Origin of the sequence: Paraburkholderia ultramafica, assembly GCF_902859915.1 — a bacterium.
GTDB classification, from domain to species: domain Bacteria; phylum Pseudomonadota; class Gammaproteobacteria; order Burkholderiales; family Burkholderiaceae; genus Paraburkholderia; species Paraburkholderia ultramafica.
Genome location: NZ_CADIKK010000009.1, coordinates 38573 through 62090, shown reverse-complemented (window position 1 = coordinate 62090; position 23518 = coordinate 38573). Strand labels below are relative to the sequence as shown.

21 protein-coding genes and 1 riboswitch are annotated in these 23518 nt (G+C 64.1%); of the genes, 13 read left to right on the top strand and 8 right to left on the bottom strand.

Annotated features, from left to right (window positions below):
* Positions 1–85: 85 nt before the first annotated feature.
* The 4 genes from HV744_RS11545 to metF all read left to right on the top strand — a co-directional run bounded on the left by HV744_RS11545 (position 86) and on the right by metF (position 3954).
* Complete coding sequence (locus tag HV744_RS11545; RefSeq protein ID WP_175149760.1) at positions 86–850, top strand: glycosyltransferase family 2 protein; 765 nt, start codon at positions 86–88, stop codon at positions 848–850.
* Between the two features lie 186 nt (positions 851–1036).
* A riboswitch (S-adenosyl-L-homocysteine riboswitch) is annotated at positions 1037–1173 on the top strand.
* Between the two features lie 33 nt (positions 1174–1206).
* Positions 1207–2628 carry an adenosylhomocysteinase gene (ahcY, locus tag HV744_RS11540; RefSeq protein ID WP_175149626.1) on the top strand — a complete coding sequence of 474 codons (1422 nt, stop codon included), beginning with the start codon at positions 1207–1209 and terminating at the stop codon, positions 2626–2628.
* A gap of 130 nt (positions 2629–2758) precedes the next feature.
* On the top strand, positions 2759–3112 hold the full coding sequence (locus tag HV744_RS11535) for a phage holin family protein (RefSeq protein ID WP_175149625.1): 354 nt from the start codon (positions 2759–2761) through the stop codon (positions 3110–3112).
* A gap of 11 nt (positions 3113–3123) precedes the next feature.
* Complete coding sequence (gene metF, locus HV744_RS11530) at positions 3124–3954, top strand: methylenetetrahydrofolate reductase [NAD(P)H] (protein WP_175149624.1); 831 nt, start codon at positions 3124–3126, stop codon at positions 3952–3954.
* Positions 3955–4003: 49 nt separating this feature from the next.
* On the opposite strand, the gene HV744_RS11525 is transcribed toward metF, so the two are convergent.
* Positions 4004–4636 (bottom strand): class I SAM-dependent methyltransferase, encoded by a 633-nt coding sequence (locus tag HV744_RS11525; protein ID WP_175149623.1) that lies wholly within the window; start codon positions 4634–4636, stop codon positions 4004–4006.
* Between the two features lie 175 nt (positions 4637–4811).
* Here HV744_RS11525 and HV744_RS11520 point away from each other — a divergent pair, with 175 nt between their 5' ends.
* From HV744_RS11520 to HV744_RS11490, 7 genes are all read left to right on the top strand, one after another.
* Positions 4812–6455, top strand: coding sequence for an ABC transporter substrate-binding protein (locus HV744_RS11520; protein WP_175149622.1), 1644 nt, complete (start codon positions 4812–4814; stop codon positions 6453–6455).
* A 195-nt stretch (positions 6456–6650) separates the two neighbouring features.
* On the top strand, positions 6651–8279 hold the full coding sequence (locus HV744_RS11515; RefSeq protein WP_175149621.1) for an ABC transporter substrate-binding protein: 1629 nt from the start codon (positions 6651–6653) through the stop codon (positions 8277–8279).
* Between the two features lie 152 nt (positions 8280–8431).
* Complete coding sequence (locus HV744_RS11510; RefSeq protein ID WP_175149620.1) at positions 8432–9442, top strand: ABC transporter permease subunit; 1011 nt, start codon at positions 8432–8434, stop codon at positions 9440–9442.
* 7 nt (positions 9443–9449) lie between these two features.
* Complete coding sequence (locus tag HV744_RS11505; RefSeq protein WP_175149619.1) at positions 9450–10367, top strand: ABC transporter permease subunit; 918 nt, start codon at positions 9450–9452, stop codon at positions 10365–10367.
* A gap of 1 nt (position 10368) precedes the next feature.
* Complete coding sequence (locus HV744_RS11500; protein ID WP_175149618.1) at positions 10369–11373, top strand: ABC transporter ATP-binding protein; 1005 nt, start codon at positions 10369–10371, stop codon at positions 11371–11373.
* Complete coding sequence (locus HV744_RS11495) at positions 11370–12389, top strand: peptide ABC transporter ATP-binding protein (RefSeq protein WP_175149617.1); 1020 nt, start codon at positions 11370–11372, stop codon at positions 12387–12389. The genes HV744_RS11500 and HV744_RS11495 overlap by 4 nt, the downstream gene beginning before the upstream one ends.
* The gene (locus HV744_RS11490) at positions 12382–13533 is read left to right on the top strand and encodes a TraB/GumN family protein (RefSeq protein ID WP_175149616.1); all 1152 of its coding nucleotides are present in this window, start codon (positions 12382–12384) and stop codon (positions 13531–13533) included. Before HV744_RS11495 ends, HV744_RS11490 begins: the two co-directional genes overlap by 8 nt.
* 2 nt (positions 13534–13535) lie before the next feature.
* Here HV744_RS11490 and HV744_RS11485 read toward each other — a convergent pair whose 3' ends face one another.
* The 6 genes from HV744_RS11485 to pxpB all read right to left on the bottom strand — a co-directional run bounded on the left by HV744_RS11485 (position 13536) and on the right by pxpB (position 20128).
* Positions 13536–15338 carry a tetratricopeptide repeat protein gene (locus tag HV744_RS11485; RefSeq protein ID WP_175149615.1) on the bottom strand — a complete coding sequence of 601 codons (1803 nt, stop codon included), beginning with the start codon at positions 15336–15338 and terminating at the stop codon, positions 13536–13538.
* Positions 15339–15550: 212 nt separating this feature from the next.
* Complete coding sequence (locus HV744_RS11480; RefSeq protein WP_175149614.1) at positions 15551–16507, bottom strand: DUF979 domain-containing protein; 957 nt, start codon at positions 16505–16507, stop codon at positions 15551–15553.
* Positions 16504–17250 (bottom strand): DUF969 domain-containing protein, encoded by a 747-nt coding sequence (locus HV744_RS11475; RefSeq protein ID WP_175149613.1) that lies wholly within the window; start codon positions 17248–17250, stop codon positions 16504–16506. Before HV744_RS11475 ends, HV744_RS11480 begins: the two co-directional genes overlap by 4 nt.
* Positions 17251–17574: 324 nt before the next feature.
* Complete coding sequence (gene pxpA, locus HV744_RS11470; RefSeq protein ID WP_175149612.1) at positions 17575–18327, bottom strand: 5-oxoprolinase subunit PxpA; 753 nt, start codon at positions 18325–18327, stop codon at positions 17575–17577.
* 98 nt (positions 18328–18425) lie between these two features.
* Positions 18426–19478 carry a 5-oxoprolinase subunit C family protein gene (locus HV744_RS11465; RefSeq protein WP_175149611.1) on the bottom strand — a complete coding sequence of 351 codons (1053 nt, stop codon included), beginning with the start codon at positions 19476–19478 and terminating at the stop codon, positions 18426–18428.
* On the bottom strand, positions 19475–20128 hold the full coding sequence (gene pxpB / locus HV744_RS11460; RefSeq protein WP_175149610.1) for a 5-oxoprolinase subunit PxpB: 654 nt from the start codon (positions 20126–20128) through the stop codon (positions 19475–19477). Before pxpB ends, HV744_RS11465 begins: the two co-directional genes overlap by 4 nt.
* Before the next feature lie 207 nt (positions 20129–20335).
* On the opposite strand from pxpB, the gene HV744_RS11455 reads away from it, so the two are divergent.
* Positions 20336–20848 carry a winged helix DNA-binding protein gene (locus HV744_RS11455; protein ID WP_042327041.1) on the top strand — a complete coding sequence of 171 codons (513 nt, stop codon included), beginning with the start codon at positions 20336–20338 and terminating at the stop codon, positions 20846–20848.
* 48 nt (positions 20849–20896) lie between these two features.
* Here the strand turns inward: HV744_RS11455 and HV744_RS11450 are convergent, their stop codons facing one another.
* Complete coding sequence (locus HV744_RS11450) at positions 20897–21439, bottom strand: 5-formyltetrahydrofolate cyclo-ligase (RefSeq protein WP_246279009.1); 543 nt, start codon at positions 21437–21439, stop codon at positions 20897–20899.
* A gap of 77 nt (positions 21440–21516) precedes the next feature.
* Between HV744_RS11450 and HV744_RS11445 the strand changes: the two genes are divergently transcribed.
* Positions 21517–23484 (top strand): lytic transglycosylase domain-containing protein, encoded by a 1968-nt coding sequence (locus HV744_RS11445; RefSeq protein WP_175149609.1) that lies wholly within the window; start codon positions 21517–21519, stop codon positions 23482–23484.
* Positions 23485–23518: the final 34 nt, after the last annotated feature.

The window sequence follows — 23518 nt, the reverse complement described above, 5'->3', positions numbered from 1 at the left end:
CGCCCCCGCGTTTTCGAGATGGGCGCCGCAAGAAGAGAGGTAACATGAACCGATTTTCACCGTTGACCCGCGCGCGCCCGCGATGATGACACCCCTTTCGATCCTCATTCCCTGCTACAACGGCGCGGCCACGCTCGCGCGCGCGCTGCAAAGTTGCCTGATTCAGCCTGAAGCGGCGCAGATCGTCGTGGTGGACGACGGTTCGACCGATGCGTCCGCGGACATCGTCGCCCATTACGGCGGCCTCGACCCGCGCGTCGGCCTGCTGCGCATGCCACACAACGGCGGCCCGGCGCGGGCGCGCAACTGGGGCGCGTTACATGCGTCACAAGATCTGCTCGCTTTCCTCGACGCCGACGATGAATACCTGCCCGGCGCGCTGGCCGCCGCGAGTGCGTTCCTCACGCAACATCCCGCGGAAGTCTCGGTGCGGCTCGACGTCGAGTACACGGATTTTCCCGCCGAACTCACCGCTCACCCCGACTTCGCGGCGCACGCGCAGACGCTCAGCAATACGGTGCCGAGCAGCCTGATCATCCGTCGTGCGGTGTACGCAGCGCTCGGCGGCTTTCCGATGGATGATGCGTTTCGACGCATCGGCGGTGAAGACGGCGCGTTGTCGTGGGCGCTGCGCGAGATTTTCGGCAACCCGCGTCTGGACGACGTGAAACGCGTGCGCATGCACTACCACGCGGGCATCCACGCCGAACGCTACTTCCGCGTCGCACTGGGACTGCAGATCCCGCCCCCCGCCGATGTCGCCGATGCGTTCCGCTTCTCCAGGCAGTTCCTCGACACCGCTCGCGCGGGCGTCAAGCAATTGCGCGCGGCCAGGGTGATCGATGGCTGACGTCTGCCGCGCGGGCTGTGCCGGATAACACCGCGCAAATAACGCCGCGTAAGCGTGAGCCAACAGCCGCGTGCCGCCGGAGCGCCAGGCCGCCGCCATGCTCCACACACCGCAACTCGCCGCGTCGATAATCCGATCCGCGTCCCCACGCCCCGAAGCCATCTCTATTTGCTACAATCGCCGTTCGTCTTCGAGGAGCGTTGCGACGGGTACCGCGAATCCGCATATTCGCCGGCCGCCCGCCAGGCTCGAAGGCTTCAATCGGAGGGCTCGGATGCGCATAGCGCTGTCCCATCCACCGCATCGAACCGCGCTCACGTCAAATTTCTAGTCAATTTCTTAGAAAGGAGGGCGTGATGAACGCCGCAGTTATCGATTCGCAAGCTTCCAAAGATTTCATCGTTGCCGATATGTCGCTCGCCGACTGGGGCCGCAAGGAACTCACCATTGCCGAGACGGAAATGCCCGGTCTCATGCAAACGCGTGACGAGTACAAGGTGCAGCAGCCGCTGAAGGGCGCGCGCATTGCAGGTTCGCTGCACATGACGATCCAGACCGGCGTGCTGATCGAGACGCTCACCGCGCTCGGCGCCGACGTCCGCTGGGCCTCGTGCAACATCTTCTCGACCCAGGATCACGCCGCCGCCGCAATCGCCAAGGCCGGCACGCCGGTATTCGCGTTCAAGGGCGAATCGCTCGACGAATACTGGGAATTCTCGCACCGCATTTTCGAATGGCCGAACGGCGAATCCGCCAACATGATCCTCGACGACGGCGGCGACGCCACGTTGCTGCTGATCCTCGGCTCGAAGGCCGAGAAAGACCGTTCGGTGATCTCGAAGCCGACCAACGAAGAAGAAGTCGCGCTGTACAAGTCGATCGCCTCGCACCTCGACGCCGACCCGACGTGGTACTCCACGCGTCTCGCGCACATCCAGGGCGTGACGGAAGAAACCACCACCGGCGTGCACCGTCTGTATCAGATGGAAAAGGAAGGCCGCCTGCCGTTCCCGGCGATCAACGTCAACGATTCGGTCACCAAGTCCAAGTTCGACAACCTGTACGGCTGCCGTGAGTCGCTGGTCGACGGCATCAAGCGCGCCACCGACGTGATGATCGCGGGCAAGATCGCGGTCGTCGCCGGTTACGGGGACGTGGGCAAGGGCTGCGCGCAATCGCTGCGCGGTCTGGGCGCGACCGTGTGGGTCACCGAAATCGATCCGATCTGCGCACTGCAGGCCGCGATGGAAGGCTACCGCGTCGTGACGATGGAATACGCGGCCGACAAGGCCGACATCTTCGTGACGGCGACCGGCAACTACCACGTGATCGGCCACGACCATATGAAGGCGATGCGCCACAACGCGATCGTCTGCAACATCGGTCACTTCGACTCGGAAATCGACGTCGCGTCGACCCGTCAGTACCAGTGGGACAACATCAAGCCGCAAGTCGACCACATCATTTTCCCGGACGGCAAGCGCGTGATCCTGCTGGCTGAAGGCCGCCTCGTGAACCTGGGTTGCGCGACGGGCCACCCGTCGTTCGTGATGTCGAACTCGTTCACGAACCAGACGCTCGCGCAGATCGAACTGTTTACGCAAGGCAAGAAGTACGAGAACAAGGTGTACGTGCTGCCGAAGCATCTGGACGAGAAGGTCGCACGCCTGCATCTGGCGCGCATCGGCGCGAACCTGACCGTGCTGTCGGACGCGCAGGCCGGCTACATCGGCGTCGACAAGAACGGTCCGTTCAAGCCGAACCACTACCGCTATTAAGCACGCGGGCGGTTTAAACGCATGACGGTTTGAAGACAGGGCGGCGCGTAATGCGCCGCCTGGTTCGCCATGCCCGCCTTTCCCCGCGCTTTTTCCCGTAAACGGACATCCTGCCTAGAAGGAGCTCTACATGACCGTGCTGCTGACCTGGCTGATCAACGCGCTTGCGCTCCTGATCATCACCTACCTCGTTCCGTCGATCCATATCCGCAGTTTCGGCACCGCCTTGATCGTCGCGGTGGTGCTTGGGTTGATCAACACGGTGCTGCGACCGGTGCTGATCCTGTTGACGCTGCCCGTCACGATCGTCACGCTCGGACTCTTCATCCTGGTGGTCAATGCGCTGTGCTTCTGGCTGTGCGCGTCGCTGCTGAAGGGCTTCGAAGTGTCGGGTTTCTGGTCGGCGTTCTTCGGCTCGATTCTGTACAGCATCGTTTCGTGGCTGCTGTCCGCGCTTATTTTCGGCAACCGCAATCTCGGTTGATCTACTGAATCATGAATCCGATCGAACTTTCATTCGAATTCTTCCCGCCGAAAACGCAGGAAGGCATCGACAAGCTGCGCGCCACGCGCGCGCAACTCGCGCTGCTCAAGCCCAAATTCGTGTCCGTCACGTTCGGCGCCGGCGGCTCGACGCAACAGGGCACGCTCGATACCGTCATCGACATGGCGAAGGACGGACTCAACGCGGCGCCGCACCTGTCGTGCATCGGCTCGTCGAAAGAGAGCCTGCGCGCGATCCTCAACGAGTACCGCGCGCATGGCATTCGCCACATCGTCGCGCTGCGCGGCGATCTGCCGTCCGGCATGGGCGCAGTCGGCGAACTGCGCTATGCGTCGGACCTGGTGAGCTTCATCCGCGCCGAGTTCGGCGACTGGTTCTGGATCGAGGTGGCCGGCTATCCGGAGTACCACCCGCAGTCGCGCTCGCCGCGTCACGACCTGGAAAACTTCGCCAACAAGGTGAAGGCCGGCGCCAATTCGGCGATCACGCAGTACTTCTTCAACGGGGACGCGTATTTCCGTTTCGTCGACGACGCGCGCAAGCTCGGCGTGGAAGTGCCGATCGTGCCGGGCATCATGCCGATCACGAATTCCTCGCAACTGATGCGTTTCTCGGAAATGTGCGGCGCTGAAGTGCCGCGCTGGATCGCACGCCGGCTGGAAAGCTTCGGCGACGATCGCGAGTCGATTCGCGCGTTCGGGCTGGACGTGGTGACGGACCTGTGCAAGCGGCTGATCGACGCCAGGGTGCCCGGTCTGCATTTCTATACGCTGAACGGCGCCGCGGCGACCAAGGCGATCTGCGAACGGCTCGGCGCTTAAGCTGGGTTGCAGGCAATCCGCGCGGCTGCAACGGCCGCGCGGGCTCGCCCTAGTCCGACAACTTCCGCACGTAGAGCTGATACAACGGCGCGGACAGCACTTCCAGCTTGCGGAAGTTCAAATTGACGAACGCGTCGATCGCGGGCTTCGGGCAGCGCAGCGGGTCTTTGCCTGACGGCAACTGCTCCGCCCATAGATAGTCGTCGAACGCGATGATTCCGCCTACCTTCAATAGCTTGAAGCCGAGCACGGCATCCGCCAGCACGTCCGCGGCCTGGTGCGAACCGTCCACATAGACGAAGTCGAAATAGCCCTTCTTGCCGTCGGCGAGCAAACGCGCGAGGCAATCGTCCGAGTATCCCTTGTGCACGACGAGCTGGGCGCGCCCCGCGTGTTTGCCGGCGGCCAGCGCCACGTTGTGATGAAACCGAGATTCGACCGTGTGCATGTCGGCCGGCGCGACGCCGCCGGCCTGGTGCTCAATGCCGCCTTCCCAGCTATCAATGCAGTGCAGTTCGATCGGGTGACGCGGCGCCAGCGTGTCGATCAGATAGCAGGCACTCGCGCCTTCGTACGAGCCAATTTCGAGAATCCTGGCTGGCGAGTAGTGCGTCATCAACTGATCCCACACGCCTTTTGCGAGCACATCGAACCAGTTGTTGGTGAATTGATACAAAGTCATGGTGTCAATTAAGAGTTCGCCTAAATCGATCATTATGGCGCGCCGGTTATTTCAAAAAAGATCGCCGCAGGCGTCCGACATCGCGTCGAATAGCGTGGTAAGTCCCTGTTGAAGCTCATTTTTGTGCTGTCTATGATCGAAATGCAGCTGACCCGGCTGCTGTGCGGAGGACGATATGACAGTGTCAAAAAGGCTGTTTGCGGTTCACCAGTTCTGCCTGCCCGCTCTCGCTGCCTTCGCGGTCGCCGCGAGCGGCATGGCGCCCGTCGCGGTGCAAGCGGCCACGCTACCCGACAAAACCCTCGTGTTCTGCTCCGAAGGCAGTCCGGCGGGCTTCGACACCGCGCAATACACGACGAGCGTCGAATTCAGCGCCGGTTCGTACACGGTCTATAACCGGTTGATCGAGTTCGCGCACGGCAGCACCGACATCGAACCGGGCCTCGCCGAAAAATGGGAGGTGTCGCCGGACGGCCTGACCTACACGTTCCATCTGCGCCACGGCGTGAAATTCCAGACCACGTCATTCTTCAAGCCGACGCGCGAATTCAACGCCGACGACGTCGTTTTCACCTACGAGCGGATGCTCGATCCTGATCAGCCATTCCGCAAGGCGTACTCAGTGCCGTTTCCGTATTTCACCGATCTCGGCCTCGCCAAGAACATCACGAAGATCGAGAAAGTCGATCCGTACACGGTGCGTTTCACGCTGAAGGACGTCGATGCGCCGTTTTTGCAGCAGATCGCGATGCCGTTCGCGTCGATCCTGTCGGCTGAATATGCCGATCAATTATTGAAAGCTGGCAAAGCTTCCGATATCAATCAATATCCGGTCGGCACCGGCCCGTTCATTTTCCGCAGCTACACGAAGGACGACACGATTCGCTTCGACGGTAATCCCGATTACTGGAAACCGGGCGTGGTCAAAGTCGGCAAACTGATATTCGCGATTACGGTCGATCCGGCGGTGCGCCTGCAAAAACTGAAACGCGGCGAATGCCAGGTGATGTCGTATCCGCGTCCCGCCGATATCCCGGCGGTGAAAGCCGATTCATCGCTCGCCATGCCGAGCGAGGTGGGTTTCAACCTTGGCTATATCGCGTACAACACCACGAAGAAGCCGCTCGACAACGTAACGGTGCGCCGCGCGCTCGACATGGCGATCAACAAAAAAGCGATTATCGAGTCGGTCTACCAGGGCGCCGGCCAGGCGGCGACCAACCCGATGCCGCCGACGCAATGGGGCTACGACAAGAAGCTGAGGGACGCCCCGTACGACACCGACAAGGCGAAAGCGCTGCTGAAACAGGCCGGTTATCCCGACGGCTTCGACCTGACGCTGTGGGCCATGCCGGTGCAACGGCCGTATAACCCGAACGCGCGCCTGATGGCGGAAATGCTGCAGGCCGACTGGGCGAAAATCGGCGTAAAAGTGAAGATCGGCACCTATGAATGGGGCGAGTACATTCGCCGCGGCCATGCGGGAGAGCATGAAGCGATGCTGATTGGCTGGACCGGCGATTACGGCGATCCGGATAACTGGCTCGCGGTATTGCTGGGTTGCGACGCGGTGAATGGCAGTAACTTTTCCAAGTGGTGCTACAAGCCTTACGACGATCTGATCAAAAAAGGCCGCGGCACCACCGACATGGCCGAGCGCACCAAGGCTTATACCGAAGCGCAGGAAATCTTTAAAGACCAGGTGCCGTTCACGCCGATCGCCCATTCCACGGTGTATCAGCCGATCAGCAAGAACGTCGTGGGCTTCAAGATCGACCCGTTCGGCCCGACGCAATTCATGAACGTCGGCCTGAAATAAGCGCGGCGGCCCGTTTTTTTGCGTTATCTGCCCGCTACAGCCGCACGCTCCGGCCCGCGCCGGCGTGCGGCTGGTCTTATGCCCGAAGTGTTTCCGATCGTCAACAAAGGGAATTTCTTCCGCTTGTTGATGCGAGCCAAGCTCAAGTAATATCGCGCTACGCTGGCGGGAGCCGGCCCTGAACCTGGAGAAAACATGAAGCAAAACAATCTGTTGCGCGCCGCGCGTGTTACGACGCTCGTCGCAGCTGCAGTGGCATCGCTGGTGGGCGCGAACAGTGCGCATGCCGAGATTCCGAACAAAACGCTCGTCTACTGCTCGGAAGGCAGCCCTGCGGGTTTCGATCCGGCCCAATACACGACGGGTGTCGACTTCACGGCCAACACGTTCACCGTTTATAACCGCCTCGTCGAATTCGAACGCGGCGGCACCAAGGTCGAACCGGGCCTCGCGGAAAAGTGGGATGTGTCGGCGGACGGCAAGACCTATACGTTCCATCTGCGCCATGGCGTCAAATACCAGACCACGCCGTTCTTCAAGCCGACGCGTGAATTCAACGCCGACGACGTCGTGTTCACGTTCCAGCGCATGCTGGACACGAACCAGCCGTTCCGCAAGGCCTACCCGGTGCAGTTCCCGTACTTCACCGACATGGGTCTCGACAAGCTGATCACCGGCGTCGAAAAGGTCGACCCGTACACGGTCAAGTTCACGCTGAAGGAAGTCAACGCGCCGTTCATCCAGAATCTGGCGATGGAATACGCGTCGATCCTGTCGGCCGAATACGCCGACAAGCTGCTGAAGGCCGGCAAGGCTGCCGACATCAACCAGTTCCCGGTCGGCACCGGACCGTTCATTTTCCGCAGCTACACGAAGGACGCGACGATCCGCTTCGACGGCAATCCGGAATACTGGAAGCCGAATGCGGTGAAGATCTCCAAGCTGATCTTCTCGATCACGCCGGACGCCGGCGTGCGCGTGCAGAAGATCAAGCGCGACGAATGCCAGGTGATGAGCTATCCGCGTCCGGCCGACATCGCGCCGCTGAAGGCTGAGCCGAACATCGACATGCCGTCGCAGCCGGGCTTCAACCTGGGCTACCTCGCGTACAACGTGACGCACAAGCCGGTCGACAAGGTTGAAGTGCGCCAGGCGCTCGACATGGCGATCAACAAGAAGGCGATCATCGAATCGGTGTACCAGGGCGCGGGCCAGCTGGCCACCAATCCGATGCCGCCGACCCAATGGTCGTTCTACAAGGACCTGAAGGCGGCGCCGTACGATCCGGACAAGGCCAAGGCATTGCTCGCGAAGGCCGGCTATGCGAACGGCTTCGACCTCACGCTGTGGGCAATGCCCGTGCAACGCGCGTACAACCCGAACGCCCGTCTGATGGCGGAAATGATTCAGGCCGACTGGGCCAAGATCGGCGTGAAGGCGAAGATCGTCACCTACGAATGGGGTGAGTACATCAAGCGCGCGCACGCGGGCGAGCACGACACGATGCTGATCGGCTGGACCGGCGACAACGGCGATCCGGACAACTGGCTCGGCACGCTGCTCGGCTGCGACGCGGTAAACGGCAACAACTTCTCGAAGTGGTGCTACAAGCCGTTCGACGACCTGATCCAGAAGGGCCGTGTCACGTCCGACGTGGCCGCGCGCACGAAAGCTTACGTCGAGGCGCAGCGGATCTTCGCGCAGCAACTGCCGTTCTCGCCGATCGCCCACTCGACGGTCTACCAGCCGGTCAGCAAGAAGGTGGTCGACATGCGTATCGAACCGCTCGGCTACGCGCGCTTCGACGGCGTCAGCGTCAAGTGATACAGCAGCAACTTAGCAGCAACTGAGCCGTACAATTCGCGCAGTACACTTTTCGCACGGTTAGAAAACTGGTCGAAATGGTCCGGCGACCGGGGTCACAAGCCCTTGTCGCCGGTTGCGTTTTTTCTTGACCAAGACCATAGGGACGAACCATGTTCCGCTTTGTTTTGCGCCGCATCGGCATGGTGATACCGACCTTCATCGGCATCACGATCCTCGCGTTCGCGCTGATTCACCTGATACCGGGCGACCCCATCGAAGTGATGATGGGCGAGCGCGGCGTCGATCCCGCGATGCACGCCGCAGCAATGCACCGGCTCGGACTCGACGAGCCCCTGCCGATGCAGTACGTCCACTACATCGGACGCGCGCTGCACGGCGACCTCGGCACCTCGATCATCACCAACACCAGCGTGATGGGCGAATTCCTCGCACGCTTTCCCGCCACCGTCGAACTGTCGATGTTCGCGCTACTGTTCGCGCTGATCGTCGGCTTGCCGGCGGGCGTGTTCGCCGCACTCAGGCGCGGCACGGTGGTCGATCACGGCGTGATGGGCACGGCGCTGACCGGCTACTCGATGCCGATCTTCTGGTGGGGCTTGATCCTCATCATGGTGTTCTCGGTGAAGCTCGGCTGGACGCCGGTGTCGGGCCGCATCGCGGTCGAATACGACATTCCGCACGTGACCGGCTTCATGCTGATCGACGCGCTGATGTCCACCGACGAAGGCGCGTTCAAGTCCGCGCTGAGCCACCTGATCCTGCCCGCGATCGTGCTCGGTACGATTCCGCTGGCGGTCGTCGCGCGGATGACGCGTTCGTCGATGCTCGAAGTGCTGCGCGAGGATTACATCCGCACCGCGCGCGCGAAGGGCTTGTCACCGGCGCGCGTGATCGTCGTGCATGCGTTGCGCAACGCGCTGATTCCGGTGGTCACGGTGATCGGCTTGCAGGTCGGCACGCTGCTTGCTGGCGCGGTGCTGACCGAGACACTGTTCTCGTGGCCGGGTATCGGCAAGTGGCTGATCGACGCGATCGGCCGGCGCGACTATCCGGTCGTGCAGGGCGGTATCCTGATGATCGCCACGCTGGTGATCGTCGTGAACCTCGTCGTCGATCTCTTGTACGGCGTGCTGAATCCGCGCATTCGCCATACGAGGTAAGCCCAAAATGGCAGACATTCAAAATACAGTCCCCCAAGCGGTTACGCCACCCAGTGGCCGCGCCATTGCCGCCCGTGAATTCTGGGCGAACTTCTCGCGCAACCGTGGTGCGGTCAGCGCCGGCATCATCGTGCTGGTGTTGATCTTCGTCGCGATCTTCGCGCCGCTGATCGCGCCGCACAGCCCGATCGAGCAGTACCGCGACTTCGTGAAGATCCCACCCGCGTGGCTCGAAGGCGGCAACTGGAAGTTCATTCTCGGCACCGACGAAGCGGGCCGCGACATCCTCTCGCGTCTGATGTACGGCGCGCGGCTGTCGTTCTGGATCGGCTTCGTGTCGGTCGTGCTCGCGCTGATTCCGGGCATCGTGCTCGGGCTGATCGCGGCGTTCTTCGAGAAGTGGGCCGACACGCCGATCATGCGCATCATGGACGTGCTGCTCGCGTTGCCGTCGCTGCTGCTCGCGGTGGCGGTGGTCGCGATCATCGGCCCCGGTCTCGTCAACACGATGTTGGCGATCGCGATCGTCGCGCTGCCCGGCTATGTGCGTTTGACGCGCGCGTCGGCACAAGGCGAGTTGCAGAAGGAGTATGTGACGGCTTCACGTGTTGCAGGCGCCGGTACCTTGCGTTTGATGTTCTCGCAAGTACTGCCGAACTGCACCGCGCCGCTGATCGTGCAGGCCACGCTGGGTTTCTCGTCGGCGATTCTCGACGCCGCCGCGCTCGGCTTTCTCGGGCTCGGCGTGCAACCGCCGTCGGCGGAGTGGGGCGCGATGCTGGCCTCGGCGCGCGATTACATCGACAGCGCATGGTGGATCGTCACGATGCCGGGTCTGTCCATCCTGATCTCGGTGCTCGCGATCAATCTGCTCGGCGACGGGCTGCGCGACGCACTCGATCCCAAACTCAAACGGATGGCCTGACATGAGCACTCTATTGACCATCCGCAATCTGGCGGTGAACTTCAGCGGACTGCCCGCGGTCGACCGGATCAACCTCGACGTCGCGCCGGGTGAAGTGGTCGGCGTGGTCGGCGAATCGGGCTCGGGCAAGAGCGTGACGATGATGGCGCTGATGGGCCTGATCGACGCGCCCGGCAAAGTCACCGCGGACGAAATCACCTTCAACGGCAAGGATCTGCTGAAGGCATCGGCGACGGAGCGCCGCAGGATCATCGGCAAAGACATCGCGATGGTGTTCCAGGACGCGCTCACCAGTCTGAATCCGAGCTACACGGTCGGCTATCAGATCAAGGAAGTGCTGAAGCTGCACGAGGGCCTGCGCGGCAGCGCGCTCGACAAACGCGCGCTGGAGCTGCTCGATCAGGTCGGCATTCCCGATCCGAAAGGCCGCATCGGCTCGTTTCCGCATCAGATGTCGGGCGGCATGAACCAGCGCGTGATGATCGCGATGGCGATTGCCTGCAACCCGAAGCTGCTGATCGCCGACGAACCGACCACCGCGCTCGACGTGACGATCCAGGCGCAGATCATGGAGCTGCTGATCAAGTTGCAGAAGGAACGCGGCATGGCGCTCGTGCTGATCTCGCACGATCTCGCGGTGGTGTCCGAGGTCGCGCAGCGCGTCGCGGTCATGTACGCTGGCGAAGTGATCGAGACCAACAAGGTGCCGGATATCTTCGCCGCGCCGCATCATCCGTACACGGAAGCGTTGCTGGCGGCGATTCCCGAGCACAATGTCGGCGCGGTGCGGCTTGCTGCGTTGCCGGGCATGGTGCCGGGGCGCGACGACCGGCCCAAAGGCTGTCTGTTCGCACCGCGCTGCAAGTACGTGGTCGACGACTGCATGAAGGCGCGGCCCGCGCTTGCGCCGATGCAAGGTCATGCCGAAGTGGCGCGCGTGCGCTGCATCAAACCCCTGAACCTGAGCGGCGACGCCAACGTTCACACCCGTGGAGGCGCACGATGAACGCAGTACTCGAAACGCGGCGCCAGTCGGGCCATGCGGGCGATCACGTGCTGGTCGCCGACCGGCTCGCGCGTTACTACACGGTCAAGCGCGGCATGTTCGCATCCGGCACGGTGAAGGCGCTCAACGGTGTGTCATTCGTGCTCGAGCGCGGCAAGACGCTGGCGGTGGTCGGCGAATCCGGCTGCGGCAAGTCCACGCTCGCGCGCCAGCTGACGATGATCGAAGCGCCCAGCGCGGGCCGTCTGCTGATCGACGGCGAGGACGTGGCCGGCGCCGATCACGCGAAGATCGCGGCGCTGCGGCGGCGCGTGCAGATGGTGTTCCAGAACCCGTTCGCGTCGCTCAATCCGCGCAAGACCGTCGAGCAGACGCTCGGCGAGCCGCTCGCGATCAACACGCAACTGAGCGCCACCGAACGCACCGAACGGATCGCGCAGATGATGCGCACCGTCGGCCTGCGTCCCGAACATGCGAAGCGCTATCCGCATATGTTCTCCGGCGGCCAGCGACAGCGCGTGGCGATTGCGCGCGCGATGATTCTCGACCCGCAGATCGTGGTCGCGGATGAACCCGTGTCGGCGCTCGACGTGTCGATCCAGGCGCAGATCCTGAATCTGTTCATGGATTTGCAGGAGCAGTTCAAGACCAGCTACGTGTTCATCTCGCACAATCTGTCGGTGGTCGAGCATATCGCCGACGATGTGATGGTGATGTACTTCGGCGGCGTGGCGGAGCTCGGCGACAAGAAGCGGATCTTCTCGAAGCCGCGGCATCCCTACACGCGTGCACTGATGTCGGCGACACCTTCGATCTTCGAGGCGGATCGCACCATCAAGATCAAGCTGCAAGGTGAAATGCCGTCGCCATTGCATCCGCCTGCGGGTTGCACGTTCCATCAGCGCTGCCCGTATGCGATCGACCGTTGCCGCACTGAAGAACCGAAGCTGCGTGAAGTGGATGGCCGTCAGGTATCGTGTCACCGCGCCGAGGAGGTGGGGGACGTGGATGCCTGATGCGGTGGCGGCGCGTCGTCTTGCGCGCCGCTTGCGTGATGGCGGCTGCGGTGCTGCTTTCGCGCGGCGCTGGAGAGCGCGTGCACTGAACGGTGCCGCGCTCCTCGGCGTATGTTGTGTTCTTCATCTGGGCACTGGAGCGGTCGGCGTCGCGCGCGCGGCTGGCGCGGCGGCCAATACGCCGGCCCAGGCGGGGCGCCCGGCGGTGCCGGTGCCGAGCTTGCCGGCGCCGCCACGCGCGAGCTTGCCGGGCTTCAATCCGCCGCCCGCCGCACCTGGCACCACGGCAAGCGGCCCGGTGCGTACGCAGCCGGCGCGCATGCCGTTCTATGTCGCGACACGCGGCACGACCACCATCTACGTGCTGGGCACGCTGCACGTCGGCGATCCCGCCGACTATCCCGCCGCACAGCCGTTCCGCGCGCCGATCCTCGCCGCTCTCGCCGCGTCGCCGACGCTGGCGCTCGAACTCTCACCCGACGAACTGCTGGTCTCGCAAGACGACGTGTCGAAGTACGGCGTGTGCCGGCACGACTGTCTGCCAGGTTCGTTGCCCGAGCCTTTGTGGCACAAGCTCGCTTTGCGTCTGCGCGGCAATCCCGCCGCGCTCGATGCGATCAAGAAGATGCGGCCGTGGCTCGCGTCGCTGGTGGTCGAAACCTACGATTCGCTGAGTGCCGGTTTGCAGACCGAGTACGGCACGGAAGCGCAATTGCAGAACGTGTATCTGAAGACGCGCGGCAAGATCGTCGGTCTTGAAACGTTGCCGCAACAGATGCGCGCGTTCACGGGGCTCTCGCTTGCACAGCAGCGCGAAATGCTCGCGCAGGATCTCGTGCAGACGCCCGCGCAAAACGTCGCCGATGTGCGCGCGCTGCATCGGCTGTGGCGGGTCGGTGATGCCGATGCGATCGCCGCGTGGCAGACCGCGAAATCCGAAAACCTGGCGCGCGACAAGCGCGTCTCCGATTCGATCGACAACAGGATTGTCTATGAGCGCAACCGGCGCTTCGTGTCGCGGATGCTGCAGCTCGCCGCACCGAACAAACCGGTGTTCGTGGCGATAGGCGCGCTGCATCTGGGCGGGCCTAAGGGCGTGTTGCAGTTGTTGCGGCAGCGCGGGTTTGTGGTGGAGCCGGGGTGAGGTTAGTGCGCCTGTAGCGTGTCGGAGACCTCCGCCACCACCGTCGCCCAATCGCCCGCCGTCTTCTGCCGGAACAGTCTCATCCCCGGATACCACGGCGTATCGCTGCGCGCTTCCAGCCAGCGCCAGTCGGAGTTGGCGGGCAGCAGCAGCCACACCGGCTTGCCCAGCGCGCCCGCCAGGTGCGCGACGCCGGTGTCCACGGCGAGCACCAGATCGAGATTCATGATCAGCGCGGCGGTCTCTTCGAAGCTGCTCAGGCAGGCGGTGAAATCGTGCGCGCGGAAGGCTGGCGGCGCGTCGGCCAACTGCGCATGCGCCGGGCCCTTCTGCAGCGCATACCAGGCGATGTGCTTCAATTCGCTCAACGCGCTCAGGTCGGCCAGCGTCATCGACCGGTAGCGGTCGTTGCCGAACGTGGGACTGCCGGCCCAGACCAGACCCACTTTGCGTTTCGATTTGTCGGCCGGACCCACCCGCCTGCGCCATGCCTTGAGCTTCGCTTTGTCGGCGAACAGGTACGGCAGCTCAGCCGGGATGGTGGACAGTTCCGTGCCGACACAGGACGGCACGCTCATCATCGGCACCCAGAAATCGTACTCGCGCCCGGGCTTGCCGCTGAACGCGTGATTCACGCCCGGTATGCGTTCGACCAGCGGCAGCAGCGGCTCGCGCACGCAGAGGTCGACCGTCGCGCCGCGCTGCTGCAGCACGCGAGCGAAGCGCAGGAACTGGAAGTGGTCGCCGAATCCCTGTTCGCCGACCACCAGCAGACTCCGCCCGTCGAGCGGCTCGCCATGCCATTCGGCGAGGTCCGGCACCGCGATCGCGTCGTAGTCCTGCTTGCGCCAGCGCAGCGCGAACTCCGCCCAGCCTTGCTTGTAATCGCCGCGCTTGAGCAGCAGCCACGCGAGATTCTGATGCGCGTCCGCGTAGTGAGGATCGAGCGCGAGCGCCTGCCGATAGAAGCCTTCCTCTTCGTCCAGCCGGCCTTGCGCGGCGAGCGAACCGCCGAGGCACACGAGGTGGGTTGGAATCGGCTTGAGCGCGACCGCGCGCCGGTAATGCGCTTCGGCGCCCGCATAGTCGCCGAGCCGGCCGATCAGGCTGCCCAGATTGACGTGCGCCTCCGCGTAATCCGCACGCAGCGCCAGCGCCCGCTCGAAACTGGCGATGGCGGCATTGTGACGGCCTTGCGCGTGATACGCATTGCCCGCGTTGAAGTGCGCTTCCGCGAGGTTCGGGTCGAGCGCCAGCACGTCGCGATAGCTCGCCAGCGCTTCGTCGAAACGGCCGAGCCTGCTCAGCACCGTGCCGATGTTCAGATGCGCGTCGACCATCGCGGGGTTCGACGTCAGTGCGAGCCGGTATTGTTCGAGCGCTTCGTTCAGCGCGCCTTGCGCTTGCAGCGCGACGCCGAAGTTGTTGCGCGCGTCGGCGAAATCCGGCTGGAGTTGCAGCGCCTGGTCGTAGCAGATCGTCGCTTCGTCGAGATGGCCGAGCGCGGCGGCCACCAGACCACGGTTGCTCCAGCAGGCGGCGTCGTGGCGATCGAACTTGAGCGCGCGGCTCATCAGGCTGGCGGCTGCGTCGTATTGGCCGCGTTGATAGTGCAGCACGCCGAAGTAGTGCAGCGCCCTCGTATGCGTGGGATCGACTGCAAGGGCTTCACGGTAGAAGGGTTCAGCGGCGTCGAGCCGGCCGGCCTGGTGTGCGGCGAGCGCAGTGTCGATCAACGAGGTGACGTGTGCGGCGGCGGCCGGCCGCGCGGTGCGGCCGCCGTCGCGGCGGGATGGATGTTCCATGGACACCTGCTGGGGAGCGCAAGCGGCGCGCATTGCACGCACCGGCGCGGTGGATGGGAGACCATCCGTGATCTTATGTGCCGCCCCTCTGTCCCGACGATCGGAACTTTCCTAATTCGGTCGCGCGTCATGCGCGATGAGTCTGCTGCAGCGATGTATCGCAGCGGCAGCTTGCGATACATCGGTACATGCCGCCTGTGAATGCAGGCGCCCTATAGGAACATCAGGAAATTCAACAGAAAGATGTTGATGACCAGCAGTGGCAGCGCGGTGGGAATCTGCACCTTGATCACCGCATTCTTGTCCGGCAGTTCCAGCAGCGCGGCCGGCACCATGTTGAAGTTCGCGGCCATCGGCGTCATCAGCGTGCCGCAGTAGCCGGAGAACATGCCGATCGCGACCATCACGGCCGGATTGCCATGAAACACGCCGACCAGAATCGGCACGCCGACGCCGCCCGTCATCACCGGGAACGCGGCGAAGCCGTTGCCCATCACCATCGTGAACAGCGCCATGCCGATGCAGTACACGGCCACCGCGACGAAGCGGTAGTCGAGGCTGATGTACGACGTGGTCACGTGCGCGACCGCCTTGCCGACGCCGGCATCGGAGAACACGAGGCCGAGCATGCCGAGCATCTGCGGCAGCACCGCGGCCCACGACAACGCATCGACCAGCCGGCGCGCTTCCTTCATCGACTGGCCGACGGTGTCGCGCGTCATCACGCAGGCCACCGCGAGCGCGATCACGCAGCCGATGCCGAAACCGATCAGCGTGACGTTGGCCTTCTCGATCAGCGGTATGCCGCCGAACATCAAATGGCTGGCCGACAGCGTGATGATGACGGTGATGACCGGAATCGTCAGCGCGGGTACGAACAGCTTGTTGCCGAGCCGCGCGGCGCTCGCCTTGCGCGCTTCGAGCGACAGCGTTTTCGGCTTGCCCGCGGTGACGCCGCCGAAGCCGGCCATCAGGGCCATCACGATCACCGCCACGCCGACCACCGCCGGCGGCAGCTTGTCGCCGATCAGGAAGATCAGCGCGTAGAGAAGCCAGAAGCCGCCCGCGGTGAGACGGCGCGGATGCGTCCTGTCCGTGACGATCATGCCGCCGACGATCAGCAGCACCACGCCCAGCAGCCAGAACAGATAGGTAATCGTGAACGTCATGCCTGGTCTCCCGCAGCGGGTTGCGTCAGCGAAACGGCGGGGCCGCCCTTGGCATTGCCGCGCAATTCGCGCTCGAGCCAGCGGTCGAGCAGATATAGGCGCAAGCCGTGAACGATGAACGCGCAGATCGCGGTCGGGATGCCCCACACCGCGACGTGAATCGGCTCGACGACGATGCCCGCTTCCTTCAGGAAGGTCGTCATCAGCACGATCGCGCCGAACGCGACGAAGATGTCCTCGCCGAAGAAGAGGCCAACGTTGTCGGTGGCCGCGGCGAACGCGCGCAATCTGAAACGCACCGCGTCGCTGATCTTGCCGAAGCGGGTTTCAGCCGCGCCCTCGGCCATCGGCGCGATCAGCGGACGCACCATCTGCGGATGGCCGCCGAGCCCGGTCAGGCCAACGGCGGCGGTCAATTCGCGCACCAGCAGATAGACGATCAGCAGACGCCCCGCGGTGGCCGCCTTGATGCCGCCGATCCACGCTTGCGCGCGCTCACGCAGCCCGTGCCGTTCGAGCAGACCGATCACGGCGAGCGGCAGCAGAATGATCAGCGGGATGTTGCGCGTCTTGATGAAGCCGGTGCCGATCAGCGCAAGGATCTTTTCAGGCGGGAAGTGCGCGGCCAGGCCGGTGACGATCGCGGCGACCGCAACGATCAGCATCGGATTGAACCGCAATAGAAAGCCGACGATGATGACGGCCACGCCAATGAGCGGCCATAGACTGACTGTTGACTGCATCAGGATCTCCAAACAGGGTTTCAACCTCGCCGCTGGTGGCGGCTAACGTGGGCCGGCGCGCGGTCTTCGGTGCGCCGTTTTGTTGCCGCGGCTCTTGACGGCCGCGTTGCTTCGAACTGCGTACACCTGCGTTTGTGTGCGCATTTGCGTCGGCATTTGCGTCGGCATTTGCGTCCGCATTTGCGTCTCTACCTGCGCCTGCAGCTTTACCACCCGCTACTGCAATGAGTCCCCGCACCTGGCAAACGCCCCGCTTGGGAGCGGGACGTCGGAGATGTCACAAGAGTTGATTCGCGCTGTCTGGCTCGCCGCCGGAGTTCACGCTCAGACGCGTGCGGCGCCGGCCGCGTGAACTTCGATACCGGCGGCTTCCAGCGCGCCGCGGATGCGCCGCGCGAACGCCAGCGCATGCGGACCGTCGCCGTGCAGGCAGATGGTTTGCGCATTCAGCGGCACCCATTGGCCGTCGACGGCCTGCACGCGCTGCTCGCGGATCATCACGAGCGTGCGCTCCAGCACTTCGTTTTCATCGTCGAGCAGCGCGCCGGGCTCCTTGCGCGGCACCAGCGAGCCGTCGGCGCGATAGCCGCGGTCGGCGAACACTTCTTCGATCGCGATCAGGCCCGCGTTGCGGGCCGCCGTCACGAGACCGCTGTTGGCCAGCGCGAACACCGCCACCGACGGATCGAAATCGTGTACCGCCGACACGATCGCGTCGGCGATCTTCGCGTCGCGCGCGGCCTGGTTGTACAGCGCGCCGTGCGGCTTGACGTGCGCGATGCGCCCGCCCTCGGCCTGGGCGATCGCCGACAGCGCGCCGAGCTGATACAACACGCCCGCGTAGATCTCGCCGGCCGGCAGATCCATTTCCTTGCGGCCGAAATTCTCCGGGTCGTTGAAGCTCGGATGCGCGCCGATCGACACGCCTTTCTGCACGGCCCAGCGCACGCATTCGCGCATCGCGTTGGGGCCGCCCGCATGCCAGCCGCACGCGATATTCGCCGAACTGACGAGATCGAGCAGCGCCTCGTCGGAGCCGCAGCCTTCGCCGAGGTCGGCGTTCAAATCGATTTCCATGGTGTTCCTCATCGAGTGCTTCCAAGCCTGACGCTTCGCGCAGACTTCCCCCGAGGGGGCAAGAAAACTGCGGGTAATCCGGCGTTTTCTTGAGAGTGTTACAGCGCCGCGTCCGCCAACTGGCGCGCACAGCGTTCTTCGTGCATCGCGATCGCGGCGCCGATCTGCCGCAAATACGTGCGTTCTTCCAGCAAAGCCTGACGCGCCTCATACGGTGTCGTCGGGATGAAGCGCACAGCGGCGTTCAGACGGACCTGCGCGAGCTTCCACAGATCGGCCTGGATCACCGCGCCGATCTTCGGATAGCCGCCGGTGGTTTGCGCGTCGCTCATCAGCACGATCGGCTGGCCGTTCGGCGGCACCTGAATCGTTCCGGGCAGCACCGCGTGCGACAGCAGGTCGGTTTTCTGCGTGCGTTTCAGTTCGGTGCCGGCGAGGCGATAACCCATGCGGTTGCTGTTCGGCGTGACCAGCCACTCATCGGACCAGAACGATTCGTGCGCCGCTTCGGTGAAGCTGTCGTACTCCGGGCCGTGCAGCACGCGGATCGGTACGGCCCACCCCGCGCCCGACGGATGACGGCCGCGCCGCAGCGGCTCTTGAACCTGCACGAACTTGCACCAGGTGGGCGCCTTCACGCCGAACTCCGGCGCCTCGGACGTGAAGCCGATGTGGCCGCGCTGCTGCGGCGCGCCGACCGGCAGGCGATCGCCGTCGCGCAGCGCGCGGCCGCCGAGTCCGCCGAAATGGCCGGCGAGATCGGTGCTGCGCGAGCCGAGCATCGGCAGTACGTCGATCCCGCCCGCCACGCAGACGTAGCCGCGCATGCCGCGCTTCGCCGCGTTCAGCACCAGCTCCTGGCCGGCCTGCACCGGCAGGCTCCACCATGAATAGACCGGCTTGCCGTCGAGCGTCGCGCCGAAATCCGGACCAGTGACGGCGACCCGCGTCGCGCGCAAAAACCGCAGCACGGTCGGGCCGAAGGTGACTTCCAGACCGGCTGCGTCGGGCCGGTTGCCGACCAGCCGGTTGCCGACTTCGAACGACAGACGGTCGAGCGCGCCACCCATCGCGACGCCGAGGTGCCGGTGGCCATGACGGCCGAGATCCTGAATCGTGGTCAGCAGACCTGCGCGAATCACATCGATCATGCGAGTATCCCCGCGATGGTGAAGCGCACCCGGTCGCCCGGCTGCAACAGCGTGGGCGGGCGGCGCGCCGGGTCGAAGAGCGGCAGCTCGGTGCGGCCGATCAACTGCCAGCCGCCGGGCGAGGTGGCCGGATAAATACCGGTCTGTTCGCCGCCGATGCCGACCGAGCCCGCCGGCACTTCCAGCCGCGGCGACGCGCGGCGCGGCGTGTGCAACGCGGCTTCGAGGCCGCCCATGTACGCGAAGCCCGGCTGGAAGCCGAGGAAGAAGACCACATAGTCGCCGTCCGCGTGACGTTGCACGACCTCGCGCACGCTCAGGCCCGTGTGATCGGCGACCGTTCGCAGATCGGGGCCGTATTCGCCGCCATACTGCACCGGGATCGCGACTTCACGGCCGGGCTCGGGCGCCTTGCTCGCGGCATTCCAGGCCGTCAGCAACTGGTTGGCGAGCGCTTCGCGATCGGCTTCGAGCGGATCGAACACGAGCGTCAGATTGTTCATGCCCGGCACGACTTCCAGCACGTGCGGCCAGTCGCGCGCGACTTCAGCGGCCGCCCACACACGCCGCTGGTACTCCAGCGTCGCGGGCGGCGGCGTTTCGCAGACAAGCGCGGCATCGCCGAGCGGAAAGATTCTTGGTTGGCTCATGGCTTAACGGCCCAGTTCGAGTCGGAGGATGCGGGCACGGCGGACCCTTTGACGTGCTATCGGCATCGGGCATCCGATGTTTGAAGCGTACATTATCAATAAGATATCAACAATTTCTCAATCAGCGTTTTTGCCAGGCTCGCCGGGACCGGTCGCTCGTCGTACACTCCCGACACCTTGTCATTCTGTCTCCCGAGACTCTTCGTTATGTCGCGCCATCCCACCAAAATCGTCTCCTCGGAACATCTCGTGTCCGAGACCAGCGCGGAACTGTCCGAACTCGAGTACGCGCTGATCATGGCGGGCAACGCCTTCAACCGATGGATGGTGCGCTGCATGTCGGCGGCCGGCGACAAGGACATGACCGCCATCGAAGTGTCGCTGCTGCACCACGTCAGTCATCGCGAGCGTCGCAAGAAGCTGGCCGACATCTGCTTCGTGCTGAACATCGAAGACACGCACGTCGCCACCTACGCGTTGAAGAAGCTCGTAGCTAGAGGGTATGTAAAAAGCGAAAAGACCGGCAAGGAAGTGTTCTTCTCGGCGACCGAGGCGGGCCGTGAACTGTGCCTGAAGTATCGCGAGGTGCGCGAGAGCTGCCTGATTTCGACGTTGAAGGAAAGCGGCCTGACCAACGAGCAGATCGGCGACGCGGCGCAACTGATGCGCAACGCGTCCGGCCTGTACGACACCGCCGCCCGCGCGGCGGCGTCTTTATAACGGGGCGACGCGGCGGCGCGCAGCCGGTTCGCGCGCCGCACGTTCGACTCAACGCGACGGGCGCGGATAGAAGTCGGCTTCGGTAACGATCAGGTCGAGCGGAATATCGTGGGCTTCGCGTTGCAGCGCCTGCGTGCGGCACGCTTCATACGCGATGCCGACCGTGAGCGGCTTCTTCGAGCCCGGCCACGTGGCCAGCGTGCGGTCGTAGTAGCCGCCGCCGTAGCCGAGCCGGTAGCCGTCGTCATCGAAACCGACGCAGGGCACGAACAGCAGTTCGGGAATCACCACTTGCCCCGAGGTCGGCTCGGCGATCTTGTGATGGCCGATCTGCATCGTCATGTCCGGCGTCCATGCATGGAATTCGAGCGGCATGCCACGTTCTTTGACAATCGGCAGACTGGCTTCGCGCCGCGGATTGGCCGCCAGCCAGACCGAGAGCGCGGGGCGCGCGTCGAATTCGCCCGCGAGCGGCCAGTAGAATCCTACGCTGTCCACGCCATAACGCTTCAACGCATCGAGCAGGCGACGCCCGAGCGCGGCATTGTGCGCCGGCTCGGAAGCCGCTTGCAGCCTTGCTTCCAATAGCATTCGACGCAGCGCCTTTTTCGCTGCCGGGACGGGGTTGCATGCTATGCTTGGGTCCAATTCGCGCTCCAGAAACAACGATGTCAAAACGCCTTTATCGAGTATATCGCGCGGCCGGTCTGGCGCTTGCCGCAGCGGCACTCGTCGCGTGCAGCACGGCCTCGGCCGTCAAGCCCATTCCCCTTTCGCAACTCACGAACGACGACCAGACCTTCGTCCAGTTGCGCGAGGCCGCCCGCAACAACGACGCGCCACGCGCAGCGCAGCTGGCGAGCACGATCCCGAACTATCCGGCGCCTGCGTACCTGGAGTACTTCCAGCTCAAGCCGCAACTGTTCGATTCGACCGGCCATGCGCGCGTCGACGCGCCGGATGCGCCGGTGCTGGCGTTCCTGCAGAAGTACGACGGCCAGGCGATCGCCGACCGCCTGCGCAACGACTACCTCACGGTGCTCGGCACGCGTCACGACTGGCGCAACTTCGATCAGCAATACGCCCGCTTCGTGCTGAACGACGACACTCAGGTGAAGTGCTACGCGCTCGAATCGCGCGCCTCGCGCGGCGAAAACGTCGCCGACGCGGCGCGCGCGCTGCTGGTCGATCCGAAGTGGTACGGCGACGGCTGCGTCGATCTGATCACCGCGCTGGCCGTGAACGGCCAGTTCAGCGCCGACGACGTCTGGCAGCAAATCCGTCTCGCATACGAGCAGAACAACACCGACACCGGCAGCAAGCTGCTCGACGCGCTCGGCAACCAGCCTCCCGATCCGGTGCTGTTCGGCCAGGCCACGAGCACGCCGCCATTGCTGCTGGCGCGCGGCGTCGGTCCGGATGCGCAGTCGCATCAACTGGCGCTGCTGGCGATCACGCGGATGGCGCGCAACGATCCGGCGATGGCCGCGGCGACGTTCGCTTCGGTGGCGCCGTCGCTGAACTCGCCCGAGCGCGCGATCGGCTGGGGCACGATTGCCTATCAGGCCGCCGTCAAGCAGATGCCGAGCGCGGTGGACTGGTACCGGCTGTCGGCGAATGCACCGCTGTCGAATCCCGCGTATGAATGGCGCACCCGCACCGCGCTGTTGGCCGGCGACTGGAACATGGTGCGCTGGTCGATCGAACAGATGCCGGCCGCGCTGCGCAGTCAGCCGTCGTGGGTGTACTGGCATGCGCGCGCACTCAAGCAGGCCGGCGACACGACCACCGCCAACCAGGAGTTCGAGTCGATCGCGCAGGGCTACAACTTCTACGGCCAACTGGCCGCCGAGGAACTGGGCCAGAAGATCACGGTGCCGCCGAAAACCACGGTGACCGACGCCGAAGTCCAGCAGGCCGGCAACACGCCGGGCTTTGATCTGGCGCAGCGTTTCTATGCGCTGAATCTGCGGCTCGAAGGCAATCGCGAATGGAACTGGCCGCTGCGCACGATGAGCGACCGGCAACTGCTCGCGGCCGCCGAATACGCGCGCCGTATCGAGCTGTATGACCGCACCGTCAACACGGCGGACCGCACGAAGAGCGAGCACGATTTCTCGCTGCGCTATCTGTCGCCGTTCCGCGAGATCGTCGATCGCGATGCGCAGTCGAACGGCCTGGATGTGGAATGGGCCTATGGGCTGATTCGCCAGGAATCGCGCTTCATCATGAACGCGCGCTCGGAAGTCGGCGCGAGCGGTTTGATGCAGCTGATGCCGGGCACCGCGCAACTGGTCGCGAAAAAGATCGGTCTCGGCCCGATCTCGCATGAGCAGATGAACGACATCAACACCAACATCCTGCTCGGCACGAACTACCTGTCGATGATTTACAATCAGTTCGACGGGTCCGCCGTGCTGGCCACAGCCGGCTATAACGCAGGCCCGGGCCGTCCGCGCAACTGGCGGCAGTCGTTGCAGCATCCGGTCGAAGGCGCGATCTTCGCCGAGGCGATTCCGTTCCAGGAAACCCGCGACTACGTCAAGAATGTGCTGTCCAACACGGTCTACTACGCGGCGTTGTTCGAAGGCCGTCCGCAATCGCTGAAGGCGCGTCTGGGTTACATCGCACCGTAAAGCGCCGTGCCGCCGCTGCCTCGCCCCGAGGCCG

Bases quoted from the DNA above. Each gene is read 5' to 3' on its own strand.
- HV744_RS11545 (WP_175149760.1), top strand. From the start codon at position 86: ATGACACCCCTTTCGATCCTCATTCCCTGCTACAACGGCGCGGCCACG.
- ahcY (WP_175149626.1), top strand. From the start codon at position 1,207: ATGAACGCCGCAGTTATCGATTCGCAAGCTTCCAAAGATTTCATCGTT.
- HV744_RS11535 (WP_175149625.1), top strand. From the start codon at position 2,759: ATGACCGTGCTGCTGACCTGGCTGATCAACGCGCTTGCGCTCCTGATC.
- metF (WP_175149624.1), top strand. From the start codon at position 3,124: ATGAATCCGATCGAACTTTCATTCGAATTCTTCCCGCCGAAAACGCAG.
- HV744_RS11525 (WP_175149623.1), bottom strand. From the start codon at position 4,636: ATGACTTTGTATCAATTCACCAACAACTGGTTCGATGTGCTCGCAAAA.
- HV744_RS11520 (WP_175149622.1), top strand. From the start codon at position 4,812: ATGACAGTGTCAAAAAGGCTGTTTGCGGTTCACCAGTTCTGCCTGCCC.
- HV744_RS11515 (WP_175149621.1), top strand. From the start codon at position 6,651: ATGAAGCAAAACAATCTGTTGCGCGCCGCGCGTGTTACGACGCTCGTC.
- HV744_RS11510 (WP_175149620.1), top strand. From the start codon at position 8,432: ATGTTCCGCTTTGTTTTGCGCCGCATCGGCATGGTGATACCGACCTTC.
- HV744_RS11505 (WP_175149619.1), top strand. From the start codon at position 9,450: ATGGCAGACATTCAAAATACAGTCCCCCAAGCGGTTACGCCACCCAGT.
- HV744_RS11500 (WP_175149618.1), top strand. From the start codon at position 10,369: ATGAGCACTCTATTGACCATCCGCAATCTGGCGGTGAACTTCAGCGGA.
- HV744_RS11495 (WP_175149617.1), top strand. From the start codon at position 11,370: ATGAACGCAGTACTCGAAACGCGGCGCCAGTCGGGCCATGCGGGCGAT.
- HV744_RS11490 (WP_175149616.1), top strand. From the start codon at position 12,382: ATGCCTGATGCGGTGGCGGCGCGTCGTCTTGCGCGCCGCTTGCGTGAT.
- HV744_RS11485 (WP_175149615.1), bottom strand. From the start codon at position 15,338: ATGGAACATCCATCCCGCCGCGACGGCGGCCGCACCGCGCGGCCGGCC.
- HV744_RS11480 (WP_175149614.1), bottom strand. From the start codon at position 16,507: ATGACGTTCACGATTACCTATCTGTTCTGGCTGCTGGGCGTGGTGCTG.
- HV744_RS11475 (WP_175149613.1), bottom strand. From the start codon at position 17,250: ATGCAGTCAACAGTCAGTCTATGGCCGCTCATTGGCGTGGCCGTCATC.
- pxpA (WP_175149612.1), bottom strand. From the start codon at position 18,327: ATGGAAATCGATTTGAACGCCGACCTCGGCGAAGGCTGCGGCTCCGAC.
- HV744_RS11465 (WP_175149611.1), bottom strand. From the start codon at position 19,478: ATGATCGATGTGATTCGCGCAGGTCTGCTGACCACGATTCAGGATCTC.
- pxpB (WP_175149610.1), bottom strand. From the start codon at position 20,128: ATGAGCCAACCAAGAATCTTTCCGCTCGGCGATGCCGCGCTTGTCTGC.
- HV744_RS11455 (WP_042327041.1), top strand. From the start codon at position 20,336: ATGTCGCGCCATCCCACCAAAATCGTCTCCTCGGAACATCTCGTGTCC.
- HV744_RS11450 (WP_246279009.1), bottom strand. From the start codon at position 21,439: ATGCTATTGGAAGCAAGGCTGCAAGCGGCTTCCGAGCCGGCGCACAAT.
- HV744_RS11445 (WP_175149609.1), top strand. From the start codon at position 21,517: ATGTCAAAACGCCTTTATCGAGTATATCGCGCGGCCGGTCTGGCGCTT.